At 70.7% G+C, this 18332-nt stretch carries 16 protein-coding genes and 1 pseudogene; 3 read left to right on the top strand and 14 right to left on the bottom strand.

Annotation, left to right across the window (positions count from 1 at the left end; translation table 11 throughout):
• Positions 1–75: 75 nt before the first annotated feature.
• The 13 genes and pseudogenes from AB0D59_RS31180 to dxr form a co-directional block, all read right to left on the bottom strand.
• Entirely contained in the window at positions 76–276 is a 201-nt protein-coding gene (locus tag AB0D59_RS31180; RefSeq protein WP_362572439.1) for a ferredoxin, read from the bottom strand.
• 1 nt (position 277) lies between these two features.
• Positions 278–1495 (bottom strand): NADH-ubiquinone oxidoreductase-F iron-sulfur binding region domain-containing protein, encoded by a 1218-nt coding sequence (locus AB0D59_RS31175; protein WP_362572436.1) that lies wholly within the window; start codon positions 1493–1495, stop codon positions 278–280.
• Positions 1492–2070: a ferric reductase-like transmembrane domain-containing protein gene (locus AB0D59_RS31170; protein ID WP_362572434.1), complete on the bottom strand. Its 579-nt coding sequence runs from the start codon at positions 2068–2070 to the stop codon at positions 1492–1494. Before AB0D59_RS31170 ends, AB0D59_RS31175 begins: the two co-directional genes overlap by 4 nt.
• Positions 2067–3035 (bottom strand): FAD:protein FMN transferase, encoded by a 969-nt coding sequence (locus AB0D59_RS31165; RefSeq protein ID WP_362572432.1) that lies wholly within the window; start codon positions 3033–3035, stop codon positions 2067–2069. The genes AB0D59_RS31170 and AB0D59_RS31165 overlap by 4 nt, the downstream gene beginning before the upstream one ends.
• Complete coding sequence (locus AB0D59_RS31160; RefSeq protein ID WP_362572429.1) at positions 3032–3538, bottom strand: hypothetical protein; 507 nt, start codon at positions 3536–3538, stop codon at positions 3032–3034. The genes AB0D59_RS31165 and AB0D59_RS31160 overlap by 4 nt, the downstream gene beginning before the upstream one ends.
• A gap of 166 nt (positions 3539–3704) precedes the next feature.
• The gene (locus AB0D59_RS31155; protein WP_362572426.1) at positions 3705–5411 is read right to left on the bottom strand and encodes a proline--tRNA ligase; all 1707 of its coding nucleotides are present in this window, start codon (positions 5409–5411) and stop codon (positions 3705–3707) included.
• An 80-nt stretch (positions 5412–5491) separates the two neighbouring features.
• Complete coding sequence (locus tag AB0D59_RS31150) at positions 5492–6022, bottom strand: GNAT family N-acetyltransferase (protein ID WP_362572423.1); 531 nt, start codon at positions 6020–6022, stop codon at positions 5492–5494.
• A gap of 59 nt (positions 6023–6081) precedes the next feature.
• Positions 6082–6930 carry a GNAT family N-acetyltransferase gene (locus AB0D59_RS31145; RefSeq protein WP_362572420.1) on the bottom strand — a complete coding sequence of 283 codons (849 nt, stop codon included), beginning with the start codon at positions 6928–6930 and terminating at the stop codon, positions 6082–6084.
• A gap of 330 nt (positions 6931–7260) precedes the next feature.
• Positions 7261–8418: a flavodoxin-dependent (E)-4-hydroxy-3-methylbut-2-enyl-diphosphate synthase gene (gene ispG, locus AB0D59_RS31140; RefSeq protein ID WP_362572417.1), complete on the bottom strand. Its 1158-nt coding sequence runs from the start codon at positions 8416–8418 to the stop codon at positions 7261–7263.
• 231 nt (positions 8419–8649) lie between these two features.
• A complete protein-coding gene (locus AB0D59_RS31135; protein ID WP_362572414.1) occupies positions 8650–9009 on the bottom strand; it encodes a transposase in 360 nt (119 codons plus the stop codon).
• Positions 9010–9170: 161 nt separating this feature from the next.
• A pseudogene (locus AB0D59_RS31130) lies at positions 9171–9359 on the bottom strand (recombinase family protein); the annotation flags it as partial.
• Between the two features lie 153 nt (positions 9360–9512).
• Positions 9513–10805, bottom strand: coding sequence for a site-2 protease family protein (locus AB0D59_RS31125; protein ID WP_362572488.1), 1293 nt, complete (start codon positions 10803–10805; stop codon positions 9513–9515).
• Positions 10806–10813: 8 nt separating this feature from the next.
• On the bottom strand, positions 10814–12085 hold the full coding sequence (gene dxr / locus AB0D59_RS31120; protein ID WP_362572411.1) for a 1-deoxy-D-xylulose-5-phosphate reductoisomerase: 1272 nt from the start codon (positions 12083–12085) through the stop codon (positions 10814–10816).
• Between the two features lie 188 nt (positions 12086–12273).
• Between dxr and AB0D59_RS31115 the strand changes: the two genes are divergently transcribed.
• A complete protein-coding gene (locus AB0D59_RS31115) occupies positions 12274–12732 on the top strand; it encodes a lamin tail domain-containing protein (RefSeq protein WP_362572408.1) in 459 nt (152 codons plus the stop codon).
• Between the two features lie 4 nt (positions 12733–12736).
• Here the strand turns inward: AB0D59_RS31115 and AB0D59_RS31110 are convergent, their stop codons facing one another.
• Positions 12737–14671, bottom strand: a complete 1935-nt coding sequence (locus tag AB0D59_RS31110; RefSeq protein WP_362572405.1) for an acyl-CoA dehydrogenase family protein — start codon at positions 14669–14671, stop codon at positions 12737–12739.
• A gap of 325 nt (positions 14672–14996) precedes the next feature.
• On the opposite strand from AB0D59_RS31110, the gene AB0D59_RS31105 reads away from it, so the two are divergent.
• Positions 14997–16004 (top strand): LacI family DNA-binding transcriptional regulator, encoded by a 1008-nt coding sequence (locus AB0D59_RS31105; protein ID WP_362572402.1) that lies wholly within the window; start codon positions 14997–14999, stop codon positions 16002–16004.
• A gap of 281 nt (positions 16005–16285) precedes the next feature.
• Complete coding sequence (locus tag AB0D59_RS31100) at positions 16286–18325, top strand: glycoside hydrolase family 31 protein (protein WP_362572399.1); 2040 nt, start codon at positions 16286–16288, stop codon at positions 18323–18325.
• Positions 18326–18332 lie beyond the last annotated feature (7 nt).

The raw sequence follows: 18332 nt of genomic DNA, 5'->3' as shown, positions 1-18332 counted from the left end.
GTCGCGCCCCCGCGGCGGAGCCGCATATTCATGCGGAGCCGCATATTCATACAGCCCCGCGCCCCTGACGGCGCGCTACGCCTCCGTCAGTTTCAAGGCGAGCACCGGACAGTCCAGCGCTGCCCTCCGGGCTCGCTTTCTGGTGCGGGGTGGGATGGGTCGGCCGTCTGTCTGCGGGTAGCCCCACTCGTCCAGGGTGATGTGCTCCGGGAGCAGCTCCGCGCACAGGCCGTGGCCCTGGCAGGACGTCCAGTCGATGGCTATGTGCTGGTCCACGTCAGATCCGCTCGGTCGGTACGGGGAGCAGTGGGGTGTGGTCGGTCGCCGTGCAGTGGCCGTGGGCGTGGGCTTCCACCTCGGTCGCGAACGTGGTCAGCGCGCTGCGGACCAGGCGGATGGCGCCGTCGGGGTGATGGCAGGCGCCTCGGCCCTCCACCAGGCCCGCCCAGCGGGAGATGTCGGCGCGGGTGGTGCCCTGGGGGCCGGGGGCGGCCAGGGTCTGGAAGGCGGCGGCGATGCGCGGGAGGCCGTTGCGGCAGGGGCCGCACTGGCCCGCCGACTCCAGGGCCAGACAGCGCAGGACCCGGGCGGTCTCGGCCACCCCGCAGCGGTCGGCGGGGAGGGCGGCCAGGACTCCTGCGCCCGAGCAGGCGGAGGAGAGCGGGACCTGGGCGGCCTCGGCCGCCGGTATCCAGGTGCCGTGGTAGCCGCCGACCAGGGCCGCGGACGCGCCTTCCGGGGGGAGCAGACGGCCGATCGGCATGCCGAAGGGGGCCTCCACCACCCGGACTTCGCGGCCCGGCACGTGCAGGGTGCACAGGGTGCTGCCGGGTTCGGCGGGGGTGCCTGCCGTGCGGAACCAGTCCGCGCCGTACCGGGCGATCAGCGCCAGGTGGGCCAGGGTCTCGACGTTCTGGACCAGGGTGGGGGCGCGGCGCACCCCGCGTTCGCGTACCGGCGGGACCGGACGGGTGGGGCGGGCGGGGCCGCCGGAGAGGTACCGCGCCAGGGCCGAGGCCTGCCCGGAGAGGAAGCGGGCGGGCAGCCGTACGACCGTCACGCTCACCGGGTCGTGGCGCTGGGCGAGAGCCGACTCCAGGTAGGAGGCGCCGTCTTCCACGGCGAGGTGGGCCTCCCGCGCGCCGATCGCCTCGGCCGCCAACTGCAGCCCGTCCAGGACGAGGTGGGGTGAGAGCCGGAGGAGGGTCTTGTCCTTGTGGGCGGCCGGTTCGCTCTCCGCGCCGTTCGCCACGACGACCGGGGCGCGCTGGGTGCGCCGGGCCGCGTCGGCGACCGCGACGAACTTCCGGTAGGCCGGGAAGCCCGCCCCGCCACGGCCGGTGAGGCCGGATTCGGCGAGGGTGCGCAGGACGGCGCCCGGGTCGCCGTGGGAGAGCGGGCCGTAGCGCCGCACGTGCGTGCTGAGGTCGGCCGGGGTGCCGCCGGGGGCCAGCAGCCGGGGTGACATGTAGACGTCGGTGAAGAGCGTGGTCATCGGTGGGCCCCTTCGGTGTGCAGAAGCGCGGCGGGGGTCTGGCGGCAGGCTCGGACGGTTTGGGCGGTGCGCAGGGCGATGCCGGTGATCACCGTCGCCACACAGGCCACCGTCAGCCAGGTCATCCAGTCGGTGCCGGCGTCCGTGCCGATGCCGATGCCGTGGACCAGGGCGACCGGCCAGGAGGCGTACGCCAGCCAGTGCACGGCCCGCCAGGTGCGCCGGCCGAGGCGGTCCCGGAGCAGGCTGGTGACCAGGACCGCGAGCAGGAGGTCGAGGGCGACCGTGCCGAGGCCGAGCCAGAGCGGCTGGTAGTCGGAGAGGAAGGGGACCAGGGCGTCCAGTGGGCTGATGGTCACATAGCCGTCGACGACCGCCGCGGTGATGTGCAGGGCCAGGAAGGCGGTGGTGAAGAGGGAGAGGCTGCGATGGAGGGTGACCATGCCGAAGCGGGGCAGGCCGGGGAGGCGGGTGCGCAGCCGGACGGCGATGCCGAGCAGGACGACGACCGTGAAGAGGACCAGGCAGACGGCGCCGGTGGCGCGGTTGACGTACCAGAGGGTCTCGGAGGTCATGCGGCCGCCTCCAGCGGCGCGGCGGGGGCGGGCCAGCCCGGTGTCGTGACGACCGTGCCGTGGTGGGTCACCAGGCGGGCGGGCAGACCGAGGCGGGTCAGCCGGCGTTCCGCGCCCGCGCCCTTCACCAGGGCCGCCGTGGCCGCCGCGTTGGCGTCGGCGCAGTCGGCCGCGGCCACCGAGACCGTGCGCCACGGGGAGCGGACCGGCAGTCCGGTGCGCGGGTCGACGATGTGGTGGAGGTCGTAGCCGCCGCGCCGCCAGCGGCGGGCGCCGGTACCGGAGGTGGCGAGGCCTCCGGAGCGCAGGCCGACGGTGTCGTACGACCCCTGCGCGGGCCGTGCGTCGACCGGGCCGGTGACGTCCTGGACGCGGATCTGCCAGCCGCCCGCCGGGGGTTCACCGGCGACGGCCGTGTCACCGCCGAGGCTCACCAGGACCCCGCAGCCGGCCGTGTCGGCCAGCATCCGCGCCGCCCGGTCGGCGGCCCAGGCCTTCGCGGTCGCGCCCAGGTCGAGGCGGACGCCCTCGGGGACGGTGACCGTGCCGGTCGCCCGGTCGAGGGTGACCTTGCGCCAGCCCGGGGCGCGCCGCACCCGCAGGGAGACCGGGCGGTCGTCCTCGCGGACGAGGGTGAAGTCGCGGTCGTAGCCGATCGCGTCCATCGCCGAGCCGACCGTGGGGTCCACCGCCCCGTCGGTCGCCTCGGCCGCGCGCAGGGCGACGGCGAGGGCCTCGGCGAGCAGCGGGCTGACCCGGACCGGGCGGCCCTCGGTGGCGTCGAGGGCGGCCAGTTCGGAGTCGGTGCGGAACCGGCTGCAGGCCGCGTCCACCTCGGCGAGCTGCCGGGCGAGGAGCAGGTTGCAGGAGTCCAGCAGGGCCGGGTCGGTGACGACCAGGCGGACGGTGGTGCCGAGGGCACGCCAGTCGGCGGCGGCCTTCGTACGCGGGGCGAGGGCGGTCATGACGCCCCCGAGGTGGAGTCGGCGGAACCGCTGCCGGAGGTGAGGCCGTCGGAGGAGGACTGCAGGTCCGACGAGGAGCCTGAGTCGCTCGACGTGCTGGACGAGGAACCGCCCTTGTCAGAGCCGGAGTTGGAGTCGGAGCCTGAGATGGAGCCGGAACTGGAACCTGAGCTGGAACCGGAACCGGAGCTGGAACCGGAACCGGAACCGGAGCTCGAGCTGGAACCTGAGCTGGAGCTCGAGCTGGAACCTGAGCTGGAGCTCGATGTCTGCGTACCGGTGCTGCTGCTCGCCGTCGTGTCGGCGTCCGCCTGCATCGTGCCGACCAGGGCGAACACCCCGGCCGCCGCGGCGAGCGTGACCGCCGCCGCCAGGGCCGCCGTACGCCGGGCGCCCCGGCGGACCACCGCGGCCGCCCCCTGCTCCCCCCGCTCCCCCTGCTCCCCCTGCTCCCCCTGCTGCCGGTTCTCCCCCGGCTGCCTGTGCCGCACCCTCTCGGTCATGACCAATCCCCTCCTGCGTGACTCTCTGTCACGCATTACGTTCGGGGACCGGCCTGAGAGAAGCCTGTGAGGCTCCCATACGGATCGGAAGAACTGTCTGAGACGTTCCTGAAAGGCAGCAGCGGCCGCCGATGTGTCACCGGCGGCCGCTGCGAAGGGAGTTGGGTCAGTTCGCGCTCAGGCGGGCGATCGCCTCGTCCACCGTCAGTTCCTCGCGCTCGCCCGTCTTGCGGTCCTTGAGCTCCAGGACGCCCTCACCGGAGCGGCGGCCCGCGACCAGGATCTGCGGTACGCCGATCAGCTCGGCGTCCGTGAACTTCACGCCCGGGGTGACCCCGGCCCGGTCGTCGACCAGGACGCGCAGCCCGGCCGCACGCAGCTTCTCGGAGACATCCAGGGCGAGTTCGGTCTGCAGGGCCTTGCCGGCGGCGACGACGTGGACGTCGGCCGGGGCGACCTCGCGGGACCAGACCAGGCCGTGCTCGTCGGCGGTCTGCTCGGCGAGGGCGGCGACGGCGCGGGAGACGCCGATGCCGTAGGAGCCCATGGTGACGCGGACCGGCTTGCCGTGCTGGCCGAGGACGTCCAGCTTGAGCGCGTCGGCGTACTTGCGGCCCAGCTGGAAGATGTGGCCGATCTCGATGGCACGGTCCAGCTTCAGGCCGGTGCCGCACTTCGGGCAGGGGTCGCCCTCCAGCACGACCACGACGTCCACGTACTCGTCGACCTCGAAGTCACGCCCGGCCACCACGTTCTTGGCGTGCATGCCTTCCTTGTTGGCGCCGGTGATCCAGGCGGTACCCGGGGCCACGCGCGGGTCCGCGATGTACTTCACCTTCTCGCCGAGGCCCTGCGGGCCGACGTAGCCGCGGACCAGGTCGGGACGGCCGGCGAAGTCGGCCTCGGTGACCAGCTCGACGGCGGCCGGGGCGAAGTGCTCCTCGACCTTGCCCATGTCGACCTCACGGTCGCCGGGCACGCCCACGGCCACGATCTCGCCGTCGACCTTCACCAGGAGGTTCTTCAGGGTGGCGGAGGCCGGGACGCCGAGGTGCGCGGCGAGGGTCTCGATGGTCGGGGTGTCCGGAGTCGGGATCTCCTCGAGCGCGGGCACGTCGGCGGCGTCGACCGGCTTCAGCTCGTAGGCGATCGCCTCGGTGTTCGCCGCGAAGTCGCAGTTCGGGCAGTCCGCGAAGGTGTCCTCGCCGGCCTCCGCCGGGGCCAGGAACTCCTCCGACTTCGAGCCGCCCATCGCGCCCGCGGTGGCCGCGACGATGCGGTAGTCGAGGCCGAGGCGCTCGAAGATCCGCTGGTAGGCCTGGCGGTGCAGGGCGTAGGAGTGGGCGAGGCCGTCGTCGTCCAGGTCGAAGGAGTAGGAGTCCTTCATCAGGAACTCACGGCCGCGCAGGATGCCGGCGCGCGGACGAGCCTCGTCCCGGTACTTGCTCTGGATCTGGTAGAGGATGACCGGCAGGTCCTTGTAGGAGGACGCCTGGTCCTTCACCAGGAGGGTGAAGATCTCCTCGTGGGTCGGGCCGAGGAGGTAGTCGCCGCCCTTGCGGTCCTGGAGGCGGAACAGCTCGGCGCCGTACTCCTCCCAGCGGCCGGTCGCCTCGTACGGCTCCCGGGGCAGGAGGGCCGGGAGCAGCACCTCCTGGGCGCCGATCGCGTCCATCTCCTCGCGGACGACCCGCTCGATGTTGGACAGCACCTTCAGGCCCAGCGGCAGCCAGGACCAGATACCGGCCGCCGTGCGGCGGACGTAGCCGGCGCGGACGAGGAGCTTGTGGCTGAGGACCTCGGCGTCCGCCGGGTCGTCACGCAGCGTCTTCGCCATCAACTGGGACATGCGTTGGACCGGTGCGTTCGCCATGGTTCTCGTACTCCTGCCGGGAAAGGTTGATGGCTAGGAGGTTAGCCGGGCCTGCTGTGCCGGTGGAAATCCGTTAACGGCTATCGGCGGAGCAGGGGCAGCGGGGCACCCATCACGGCGTACGGCTTGGGGGCGCTCGGGAAGTGGACCTGGCGGGCCAGGTCGACATAGCCGAGGGAGTGGTAGAGGCCGCGGGCCGGGCTGTCGGTGTCGATCGCGGAGAGGATCGAGCGGGACTCGGCGGCGCTGTCCGTGATCGTCGTGATCAGCCGGCGGCCGACGCCACGGTTCTGGTGGCGGGGATGCACATGCAGCTCGGTGATCACGAAGGAGTCGTCGAGCCAGTCGGCGCGACCCTGGGCGCGCAGATAGGGCTCGACGACGGTGGACCACCAGTGGGTGCGGCTGTTCGGCATGCCGTAGACGAAGCCGACGAGCAGGCCGTCGGCCGTCGCGCCGAGGGCTCTGGCACCGGGGTACTGCATGTGACGGACGACGATCTGGCGGCGTACGGCTACCTCGTCGGGGCCCAGGCCGAAGGCGATCGCTTGGACTGCCAGGGCCTCGTCCACGTGGGAGGAGAGGTCCAGGGGGCCGATCACGAGGTCCATGGGGGGAGGGTACAGGGAGGTCACGGTTGCCGCCCCTGCCTCCTGTCGCGGGAGTGCGGTCAGAACAGGACGCTCATGAACGCGCCGACTTCCTGGAAGCCCACCCGCAGATAGGTCCTTCTCGCCGCCGTGTTGAAGTCGTTGACGTAGAGGCTGACCACCGGGGCCACGTCGGCCAGGGCATAGCGCAGCAGCGCCGCCATACCGGGGGCCGCCAGGCCCATGCCCCGGTACTCGGGGGCCACCCACACGCCCTGGATCTGGCAGGCCTCCGGGGTCGCCGCGCCGATCTCCGCCTTGAAGACCACCCTGCCGCTGTCGTCGAGCCGGGCGAACGACCGGCCGGAGCCGACGAGTTCGGCGACCCTCGCCTGGTAGAGGAGGCCGCCGTCGCCGGCCAGCGGGGAGACGCCCACCTCCTCGGTGAACATCGCCACGCACGCCGGCATGATCGCCTCCATCTCGTCCTTGCGGATGCGGCGGACGTACGGATCCGGGGCGATGTCGGCGGGCATCCGGTCGGTGACCATCAGGGGCTGGTGGGCGCGGACCTCGCGGGCCGGGCCCCAGTGCGGCTCCAGCAGGCGCCACAACTGGGTGGTGGCCTCGCTGGGGCCGACGATGGAGGAGCAGCGGCGGCCGGCCCGGCGGGCACGGTCGGCGAACGCGCGGACCGCGCGCGGGGTGGCGCAGATCGGGACCAGGTTGGCGCCGGCGTAGCAGAGCGACGTGAGCATGCCGTCCTCGTACCAGCCCCACATCTCGCCGCCGAGACGCCAGGGGTCGAGGCCGGCCACCTGGACGCGTGAGGTCACGAAGGCGTTCGTGACCGGCTCGCGGCCGAGTACGGCGAGTGCGGCGTCCAGGTCACTCGGTTCGAGCACCCGAGAGGTGGTCTGCGTCAACACGTGCGGGGCCTCACACTGAGGGGTTCTGCTGATCTCCGCACTGTACCTGCGGAAGCTTGGCCGTGCCGCCCCGTGTGGGTGACCGCCGGTCCTGCCGTGCCGACGGCCGCGGTCCCGTCGCCGGGGCTGCCGTCCCGGCCCCGCTTCGAGGCGCCTGCGAGCTCGGGAACCATGTGTGTTCGCGGGTGCGGGTCGTCGGGACTGGTCGCTCAGTTCCCCGCGCCCCTTTCGGGGCGGAGGACCTGGCCGGGTGGACGGGACGCGGCCCCTTCAGCATGGGACCGGCAAGGGCGGCGGGGGCGAACCCTCCCCCGCCGGCCGGGGACTCCCTCAGCCCGCCACCGCGACCGAAGGCTCTCCCGACGCGACGCCCTCCGCCTCCATCTGTTCGGCCAGCTTCATGGCCTCCTCGATGAGGGTCTCGACGATCTTGGACTCCGGGACGGTCTTGATGACCTCGCCCTTGACGAAGATCTGGCCCTTGCCGTTGCCGGAGGCGACACCGAGGTCGGCCTCCCGGGCCTCGCCGGGGCCGTTCACGACGCAGCCCATGACGGCGACGCGCAGCGGGACCTCCATGCCGGTCAGGCCCGCCGTGACCTCCTCGGCCAGCTTGTAGACGTCGACCTGGGCGCGGCCGCAGGACGGGCAGGAGACGATCTCCAGGCCGCGCTGCTTGAGGTTGAGGGACTCCAGGATCTGGTTGCCGACCTTGACCTCCTCGACCGGAGGAGCCGACAGCGAGACCCGGATGGTGTCGCCGATGCCCTCGGAGAGCAACGCGCCGAAGGCGACCGCCGACTTGATCGTGCCCTGGAAGGCCGGGCCCGCCTCCGTGACACCGAGGTGCAGCGGGTACTCGCACTGGGCGGCGAGCTGCCGGTACGCCTCGATCATCACGACCGGGTCGTTGTGCTTGACGGAGATCTTGATGTCCCGGAAGTCGTGCTCCTCGAAGAGGGACGCCTCCCACAGGGCCGACTCGACCAGGGCCTCGGGCGTCGCCTTGCCGTACTTCTGGAGCAGCCGGCGGTCCAGGGAGCCGGCGTTGACACCGATGCGGATCGGGGTGCCGTGGTCCTTGGCGGCCGCCGCGATCTCCTTGACCTTGTCGTCGAACTGCTTGATGTTGCCGGGGTTGACCCGGACCGCGGCGCAGCCGGCCTCGATGGCCGCGAAGACGTACTTCGGCTGGAAGTGGATGTCCGCGATGACCGGGAGCTGGGACTTCCTCGCGATGGTGGCGAGGGCGTCGGCGTCGTCCTGGGTGGGGCAGGCCACCCGCACGATCTGGCAGCCGGACGCGGTCAGTTCGGCGATCTGCTGGAGCGTGGCGCCGATGTCCGACGTACGGGTCGTGGTCATCGACTGGACCGAGACCGGGGCGTCTCCACCGACCGCCACGGAGCCGACCTGGATCTGCCGGCTCTTCCGGCGCTCGGCGAGCTTGGTCGGAACGGACGGCATGCCGAGAGAAATCGCAGTCATCTGCTGTGCAACCCCAAGTCGTGGATCTAGGTCCAGGTCCCGTCGAAAGCGGGTTCCAGACTCCGAGATTACGACACCGAGCCCGGCGCGAGCACATCCCCTACCGCTAAACCCACTCAATGGAAGCGGCCCGGAACACAGTGTTCCGAGCCGCTTCGAACGTCGTATGGCCACGAGATTTTCACGGGGTTAACCACGTCGGCCGCCTCGGAGCCTCGCGAGCCCTCGGGTTCAGAGCCGGGTACGGATGGCCAGCGTCGGGCCTGCCTCGTAGCTCAGGACCGGTGCGCCCGCTCCCTCCTCGTTCAGGAGCTTCACGATCTCCCGCCACACGCCGTCCGCCAACCAGGTGCGCTGCCGCGCTCGGACCTTCTCCGGGTCACCGAACCGCTCGGGAAGATCACGCCAGAGGATGCCCGTGCGCAGACGGTGCAGCATCCCGGTGAAGGCCGCTCGCAGATCCAACGGTGAGCGGAAGTGATGTGCCCGGTACCTGGAGCGGAGCAGCTCCTCGATGCGGCGCCACTGGCTGTCAGCAGGGTCGGGAGGAACGAGCGTCCTGTGCCCTCGTGCCAGCGGACGGTCAAGCACTTCGTTCCCTCTCGATACCGGAATTCGGCGTCCACGGTGCCGACCTCCGCCCCGGCCACGAGAATTGCAGGCAGCGGGATCACCACAGGCTCGCCGTGCAGGGGACGTCCGTCATCGCCGAGCCTGGTGGAGTGGTCACCCCATTGCCGATCGGGGCGCCGAAAAACCACCTCCCCGACGAATGCCGCGCTTTGCAATCGTTTGTGAATGTTCACGGATGTCCAGCGCTTACCGCTCCGGGTGCGGATTCCGCGACCGTTCAGCTCCGCCGCAAGATCCGCGAGGGTACGCCCGCCTTCAATCACGAGGTCGGCCAGCAGCTTCACCACGTCTGCTTCAGCCGGGTCCATCCGCCGTCGACCGCCTTGAGTTGCCGACCCGCCTGAACAGCAAGAACGTACGAAGACCCCGTACGCGTCGCACAAAAAGCCACGCCCTTCACTCGTCAGAGTTAGGCGAGTGAAAGGCGCGACCTAGCCGGAGCGACAGAAATTGCTCGTTAGCTAGCTGATTTTGACCGGATTGACGACATCTGCAATGAGCACGAGAACCGTAAAGCAGATGAAGATCCCGGCCACCACATAGGCCACCGGCATCAGCTTCGCCACGTCGAAGGGACCGGGGTCGGGGCGGCGGAGCACCTTGGCCAGGTTCCGGCGGAGGGACTCCCACAGGGCGCCCGCGATGTGGCCGCCGTCCAGCGGGAGCAGCGGGAGCATGTTGAAGAGGAACAGGGAGAGGTTGAATCCGGCCACCAGCATCAGGGCCATGGCCAGCTGCTGCGTGGGTGGGATGTCGAGGGTGAAGATCTCGCCGCCGACCCGCGCCGCGCCGACCACGCCCATCGGGGAGTCCGGCTGGCGGGGGGCGCCGTCGAAGGCCGCGTCCCACAGGGCCGGGATCTTCCCGGGCAGACCCGCGATGGAGTCGACGGCCTCGCCGAGGCGGTCGCCCATCCAGGTCACCGACTGGCCGAGGTCCTGGCGGACGACGCCGGTGGCCGCACTGAAGCCGAGGAAGCCCGCCGTGACGTACTGGCCCTGGACGATCTGGCCGCCGGAGTCCTTCTTGGCGACCTGGTTGGTGGCGATCTTCGCGTGCAGGGTGACGTCCTGGCCCTTGCGGTCGACGACGATCGCGACGGCCTTGCCGGGGGTGGCGCGGATCAGGTCGGAGAGCTGGTTCCAGCTGGTGGTCCGCACCCCGTCGAAGGAGACGATCTTGTCGCCGGCCTTCAGGCCCGCGGCGGCGGCCGGGGAGGCCGCGTCGGTCTTCTTGCAGGTGTCGCGGTTCTGGCTCTGGGCGATCACACACTGGGAGACCGAGCTGACGGTGGTGGTCTGCTGGCTGATGCCGAAGCCCATCAGGACCGTGAGGAACAGGGCCACCGCGAGGATCAGGTTCATGAAGGGGCCCGCGAACATCACGATCACGCGCTTCCAGGGGGCGCGCGTGTAGAAGAGGCGGGTCTCGTCGCCGGGCTGGAGCTCCTCGAAGGCGGCCGAGCGGGCGTCCTCGATCATGCTGCGCCAGGGGGAGGTGGAGCGCGCGGTGATCCGGCCGTCGGCGCCCGGCGGGAACATGCCGATCATGCGGATGTAGCCGCCGGCCGGGATGGCCTTGAAGCCGTACTCGGTATCTCCCTTGCGCCGCGACCAGATGGTCGGGCCGAAGCCGACCATGTACTGCGGGACGCGGATGCCGAAGAGCTTGGCGGTGGAGAGATGCCCCAGCTCGTGCCAGGCGATCGAGACCAGCAGGCCGATCACGAAGACGACTATGCCGAGGATCATCATCAGGGCTGTCATGCACGCGCCTCCGCGGTCGCCGTCTGTGCTGTCAGTTCCCGGGCCCGGGCCCGTGCCCAGGTCTCCGCTTCGAGTACGTCCGGCACGGTGAGCGAAGTTCCCGTACGAGGAGTGCCGTGTTCCTCGACGACCCGGGTGACGGTATCCATGATCCCGTTGAAGGGCAGCAGACCGCTCCGGAACGCCTCGACGCACTCCTCGTTGGCCGCATTGAACACCGCCGGCGCGGTGCCCGCGAGCTCGCCGACGTGTCGGGCGAGGTTCACGGAGGGGAAGGCCTCGTTGTCCAGCGGGAAGAACTCCCAGGTGGAGGCCGTCCTCCAGTCGAAGGCGGGGGCCGCGTCCGGGACCCGTTCGGGCCAGCCGAGACCGATGGCGATCGGCCCCCGCATGTCGGGGGGCGTCGCCTGCGCGATCGTGGATCCGTCCGTGAACTCGACCATCGAGTGGACATACGACTGCGGGTGCACGACCACCTCAATCCGATCGAAGGGAATGTCGTAGAGGAGGTGTGCCTCGATGACTTCCAGTCCCTTGTTGACCAGGGTGGCGGAGTTGATCGTGATGACCGGTCCCATCGCCCAGGTGGGGTGGGCGAGTGCCTCCTCGACGGTCACCCGGGCCAGGTCGGCCTTGGTCCGGCCCCGGAATGGCCCCCCGGACGCCGTGACGACCAGCTTGCGGACGTCGGCCCGCGTCCCCGCCGCCAGTGCCTGGAAGAGCGCCGCGTGCTCGGAGTCGACCGGGATGATCTGGCCGGGCTTGGCCAGCGCCTTGACCAACGGGCCGCCGACGATCAGTGACTCCTTGTTGGCGAGCGCGAGGGTGTGGCCCGCCTCCAGGGCGGCGAGGGTCGGCGCGAGGCCGATGGAGCCGGTGATGCCGTTGAGGACGGTGTGGCAGTCGGAAGCGGCTGCCCGGGTGGCCGCCTCCGGTCCGGCGAGGATCTCGGGGAGCGCCTCGCCGGCTCCGTAGAGACCGGTCAGAGCCTCGCGCAGGGCCGGTACGACGTCCTCGCGGGCGACCGCGACGGTCCGTACCCGCAGCCGGTGCGCCTGCTCGGCGAGGAGGGCGACCCGGCCGCCGTTGGCGGACAGGGCGGTGACCCGGAAGCGGTCGGGGTTGCGCAGCACGAGGTCGATGGCCTGGGTGCCGATGGATCCGGTGGAGCCGAGGATCACCACGTCCTTGGGGCCGTCGCCCGCGAGCGGGTCGTACACGAGGTGCGGATCGGCGAGGGGGGCCGGACTGGCAGGACTGTCGGTCATCCCCCCATTGTTGCCGCAACCGGGGGCCCGGAGGACAGCGCATCCCTCACTCGGGTGCCTTATCAGTTCTTGGCGCCGTATGAAGCGTAATTCCCCTTGTGAGGTTCACGTGAAGATCATGTGATAACACTTCTGTCGGGTCGGCGAAGGGCCGACCCGACCGGATGACATCCTGGGGGGATCTCTCCATGCGTACTGTGCGCATACGTGCCGCCATACCCGCGCTCGCGGGCGCCGCGCTGCTCACCGGCACCCTGCTCAGCACCCCGGCGCAGGCCGCCGGGGGCGTGACCATCTACCACGTGTGGTTCGACAGCCCGGGCAGCGACAACCGCTCCAACTCGAGCCTCAACGCCGAGTGGGTGCAGATCAAGAACACCGGCGGCTCGGCCGTCTCCATCAAGGGGTGGGTCCTGAAGGACACCTCGAACCACCGCTACGTCTTCAAGAACATCAAGATCGGCGCCCACAAGACGATGAAGGTGCACACCGGCCGGGGGACGGACACCGCGTCGGACAAGTTCCAGAACCGCCGCGCCTACGTGTGGAACAACACCAGCGACACGGCGACGCTGACCAAGGCGACCGGCACCAAGGTCGACTCCTGCTCCTGGACGACGCGGGATCCGAGCGACAAGTACTGCTGAGCCCCTACTTGAGCGGGCGGCGGACGTTCTCCCGGGTGGCCGGACCAGGCGTTGCGTCGGCGATCCACGGGCCCTCGCCCGACGGGTCGACGATCCCCCGCTCCAGCCACTCGTAGGAGCCGCCGAGCACCCCCTTGACGATCTTGCGGTCCAGGTCGTCGGTGTTCGACCAGAGGCGGGTGAACAGCTCGTCGACGCGGACCCGGGCCTGCCGGCAGAACGCGTCGGCGAGCTGGTAGGCCTCGCGGCCGTGGTCGCCCTGGCTGCGCAGCAGTTCGGCGCGCACACAGGCCGCGCTCATCGCGAACAGCTCGGCGCCGATGTCCACGATCCGGCCCAGGAAGCCCTGCTTGGTCTCCATCCGGCCCTGCCAGCGGGACATGGCGTAGAAGGTGGACCGGGCGAGCTTGCGGGCGTGCCGCTCGACGTAGCGCAGATGCGGGGAGAGGTCCACGCCATGCTTGAAGTCGGTGTAGGACGTGGGGAGTTGCCCCGGCCCCGCGACCAGCTTCGGCAGCCACTTGGCGTAGAAGACGCCCGCGTTCGCGCCCGCCCTCGCCTTGTCCTGGAGGGACTTGTCGGGGTCGATGAGATCGCCCGCGACCGAGAGGTGGGCGTCCACGGCCTCGCGCGCGATCAGCAGGTGCATGATCTCCGTGGAGCCCTCGAAGATGCGGTTGATGCGCAGGTCGCGCAGGAGCTGCTCGGCGGGGACGGCGCGTTCGCCGCGCGCCGCGAGGGACTCGGCCGTCTCGAAGCCGCGGCCGCCGCGGATCTGGACCAGCTCGTCCGCCATCAGGCAGCCCATCTCGGAGCCGTAGAGCTTGGCGAGGGCGGCTTCGATACGGATGTCGTTGCGGCTCTCGTCGGCCATCTGGGAGGACAGGTCGACGACCGCCTCCAGGGCGAAGGTGGTCGCCGCGATGAAGCTGATCTTGGAGCCCACCGCCTCGTGCAGCGCGACCGGCTTGCCCCACTGTTCGCGGGCGGCCGACCATTCGCGGGCGATCTTCAGACACCACTTGCCGGCGCCGACGCACATCGCGGGGAGCGAGAGCCGGCCGGTGTTGAGGGTGGTGAGGGCGATCTTGAGGCCGGCACCCTCGGGGCCGATCCGGTTGGCGGCCGGGACCCGGACCTGGTGGAAGCGGGTGACGCCGTTCTCGAGGCCGCGCAGGCCCATGAAGGCGTTGCGGTTCTCGACCGTGATGCCCGCGGAGTCGGCCTCGACGACGAAGGCCGTGATGCCGCCCTTGCCGTCCACGGACTTGGGCACGCGGGCCATGACGACGAGGAGGTCGGCGACCACACCGTTGGTGGTCCACAGCTTGACCCCGTCGAGGACGTAGTCGTCCCCGTCCCGTACGGCGGTGGTGGCGAGGCGCGCCGGGTCCGAGCCGACGTCCGGCTCGGTGAGCAGGAACGCGGAGATGTCGGTGCGGGCGCAGCGGGGCAGGAAGGCGTCCTTCTGCTCCTGGGTGCCGAAGATCTTCAGCGGCTGCGGGACGCCGATCGACTGGTGGGCGGAGAGCAGCGCGCCGACCGCCGGGTTGGCGGAGCCGACCAGGGCGAGGGCCTTGTTGTAGTAGACCTGGGTGAGGCCGAGACCGCCGTACTTGGTGTCGATCTTCATGCCGAGGGCGCCGAGTTCCTTGAGGCCGGTGATCACCTCGTCGGGGATGCGGGCCTCGCGCTCGATGCGGGCCGAGTCGATCTTCGTCTCGCAGAACTCGCTCAGCCGTGCGAGGAACTCCTCGCCGCGGCGCACGTCCTCGTCCGCGGGGAGCGGATGCGGGTGGATGAGGTCGAGCCGGAAGCGCCCGAGGAACAGTTCCTTGGCGAAGCTGGGCTTGCGCCAGTCCTGTTCCCGGGCGGCCTCCGCCACCTGACGGGCTTCCCGCTCGGTGACGGTGGGTTTCTTGGTGGTGGGGGCGGACATTTGGGCTCACCTCGCCACAAAAGGGAGTGTTCTGGACCGTTCGTTACCGACCAGTGCTACTGGATCGTTGGTACCCGAAACGGGCCGCCCCCACCAGTCCTCGCGGTCCGATCGGGTCACCCGGGCCCGTCGACGCGGTCCGCCGTGTTGCATCGGGGGGTTCTTCCGGGGGACGGTTCGGCGAGAGCGCGCGGTCAATTAACTGTCGAAGCGCTTCGACAGCCTATGGACACCCACCCCCACTGAAGCTACTGTCGAACCACCCTCACTCACCCTTGTCAGCAACGCGCACTGTCGAAGCGCTTCACAAAGCTTGGAGAGCTGGATGGTCACCCTCGCCGAGGTCGCCCAGCACGCCGGAGTCTCGGCGAGCACGGTGAGCTATGTCCTCAGCGGCAAGCGGTCCATCTCCACCACCACCCGGCAGCGGGTCGAGCAGAGCATCCGGGAGCTGGGCTACCACCCGAACGCCGGCGCCCGTGCCCTGGCCAGCAGCCGGTCGAACATCATCGCGCTGATGATCCCGCTGCGTACGGACATGTACGTGCCGGTGATGATGGAGATCGCGATCGCCGTGGCCACCACGGCCCGCACGCACGGCTACGACGTCCTGCTGCTCACCGGCGAGGAGGGGCCGGACGCGGTACGCCGGGTCACCGGCAGCGGGCTGGCGGACGCGATGATCCTGATGGACGTGGAGCTGGAGGACGAACGGCTGCCGCTGCTGCGGGGGACCGACCAGCCCTCCGTGCTCATCGGACTGCCCGCCTCCACCACCGGGCTGACCTGCGTCGATCTCGACTTCGGAGCGACCGGCGCGCTGTGCGTGGAGCACCTCGCGAAGCTCGGCCACCACGACATCGCTGTCATCGGCGAGGCGCCGGCGGTCTACGAGCGGCACACCGGCTTCGCCGAACGCACCCTCGACGGACTGCGGTCCCGGGCCCGGGAGCTGGGCCTGCGGGTGCTGCACCGGCCGTGCGAGGGCGGGTACGACGCGATGACCGTCACCCTGGCCCGGATCTTCGACGAGCGCCCGGGCACCACGGGCTTCGTCGTCCAGAACGAGTCCGCGGTGGAGCCGCTGCTCGCGCTGCTGCGCCAGCAGGGCCGGGCCGTGCCCGAGGACGTGTCGGTGGTCGCGATCTGCCCGGACCAGGTCGCCGTCCAGGCCTCGGTACGGCTGACCTCGGTCGCCATCCCCGCCCAGGAGATGGGCCGGTACGCCGTGGAGCACCTGGTCGCCAAGCTGGACGGCCGGGGTGGTGACGAAGTCGTGCTGATCGCGCCCGAGTTGACGGTACGGGCGAGCACGGGCCCGGCGCCGGCCTGACGCGCCGGCGCCGCTCACCCGCCATGACCGGGGGATCCCATGCCTGTGCTCCTTCAGGAGCACGCCTCTTGAACCCCTGGTGGAACAGAGAGATTCCTGGCTCACGCCGCTCGGCCGCTCAGCGAACGACCGAGTCTTACGCGATCAGCACCAGCCGGGTTGGAACCAGCTCGGTTGTCCCGAAAGACAAGGAGGTTGCGCGTGCCTGGTTCTCGCTACGCACGCTGCGTAGCTTACCGGATCGCCTGGGTGGCGGTCCGCGACATCATCGGAGGCTGCCAGTGAATCAGTCCGCCGAAACGCAGCCCAAGGTGAGCCTCGCGCAGTCCTCCCCGACCGTCGGCACGTTCCGTGAGCGGGACGGTGCCCTGGAGTGGAGCGGACGTCAGGAGACGCTGCGGATCGAGCCGTGGGGACCGGACGCGGTCCGGGTGCGTGCCCGGCTCGGCGGTCCGGTCCTCGACGACCTGCCGGGCGCCCTGCTCGACGAGCCCCCGGCCACCGGGGCGACCGTCAAGATCGTCGAAGGGGAAGGCCGGCTGACGGTCGGCGGCCTGACCGTCGAGGTGTCCGCCGAGGGCCTGGTCCGGTTCCTGCGCACCGACGACCTCTCGGAGATCCTGGCCGAGCAGCGCGCCCACTTCTGGTGGCCCGGCTCGCGTCTCTACACCGCCGTCGGCAACGGCCACCACCGGCTGGAGCAGCGGTTCGCCGCCTACGAGGGCGAGCGGCTGTACGGCCTGGGCCAGCACCAGCACGGGCGCCTCGACCAGAAGGGCCTGGTCCTCGACCTGATCCAGCGCAACGCCGAGGTCTCGGTCCCGGTCCTGGTCTCCAGCCGCGGCTACACCCTCCTGTGGAACAACCCCGCGATCGGCCGCGTCGAACTGGCCGGCAACGGCACCCGCTGGGTGGCCGACTCGGCCCGCCAGCTCGACTACTGGATCACCGCCGGCGATCCGGCCGACGGCCAGCGCAACTACAGTGCGGTGACCGGCCGTTCGCCGATGCTGCCGGAGTGGGCGGCGGGCTTCTGGCAGTGCAAGCTGCGCTACCGCACCCAGGACGAACTCCTCGCCGTGGCCCGGGAGTACAAGCGGCGCTCGCTGCCCATCTCGGCGATCGTCTGCGACTTCTTCCACTGGACCCACCTCGGTGACTGGAAGTTCGACCCGAAGGAATGGCCCGACCCGGCCGCGATGGTCGGCGAACTGGCCGAGCTGGGCATCAAGCTGGTGGTGAGTGTGTGGCCGTCGGTGTCCCCGCTGTCCGAGAACCACCCGGTGATGGAGCAGCACGGGTACTTCATCGGCACCCAGTACGGCCCCATGGCGCACGCCGACTGGCCGGACAAGGAGGTGGCGTCGACCGTCCAGGTCGCCTTCTACGACGCCACCAACCCCGAGGCCCGCGCCTTCGTGTGGTCCCGGGTGAAGGAGAACTACCTCGATCCGTACGGCATCACGGCGTTCTGGCTGGACGCCTGCGAACCCGAGCTGAAGCCCGGCTTCCAGGAGAACCTGCGCTACTGGACGGGCCCGGGCCTGGAGGTCGGCAACAGCTACCCCGCCGAGAACTCCCGCACCTTCCACGAGGGCCTGCGGGCGCAGGGCGAGGAGGTCGTCACCCTCAACCGTTCGGCGTGGGCGGGCAGCCAGCGTTACGGCGCCGCGCTGTGGTCCGGCGACATCGGCACCGACTTCGCGACCCTGCGCCGGCAGATCGCGGCCGGCCTCAACACGGCCCTGTCCGGTATCCCCTGGTGGAACACGGACATCGGCGGCTTCCACGGCGGCGACCCGGACGACCCGGCCTACCGCGAGGTGCTGGTCCGCTGGTTCCAGTTCGGCGCGCTGTCCCCGCTGATGCGCCTGCACGGCTTCCGCGACCCGGGCATGCCGCTGGGTCCGGACATGACCGGCGGTCCGAACGAGGTCTGGTCGTACGGGGCGGAGGCCGGCGCGATCCTGGAGAAGTACCTGCGGCTGCGCGAGCGCCTGCGGCCCTACGTCCTCCAGGTCATGCGGGAGGCCCACGAGGAGGGCCTGCCGGTGATGCGGCCGCTGTTCCTGGAGTTCCCGCAGGACCAGGCGGCCTGGGCGGTCGACGACGCCTATCTGTTCGGCCGGGACCTCCTAGTGGCGCCGGTGCTGACGGCGGGCGCCACGGCCCGGACGGCGTATCTGCCGGCCGGTGCCTGGTGGACGGACGCGTGGACCGGTGAGTCGTACGAGGGCGGTACGGCGGTGACGGTGGACGCGCCGCTGGACCGTATCCCGCTGTTCCTGCGGGACGGGGCGGAACTGCCGGTCACGGAGTAGTACCGGC

Source organism: Streptomyces sp. NPDC048417 (assembly GCF_040651615.1).
Lineage (GTDB): Bacteria > Actinomycetota > Actinomycetes > Streptomycetales > Streptomycetaceae > Streptomyces.
The sequence above is the reverse complement of the archived record's forward strand: the minus strand, read 5'-3'. Positions and strand labels throughout refer to the sequence as shown.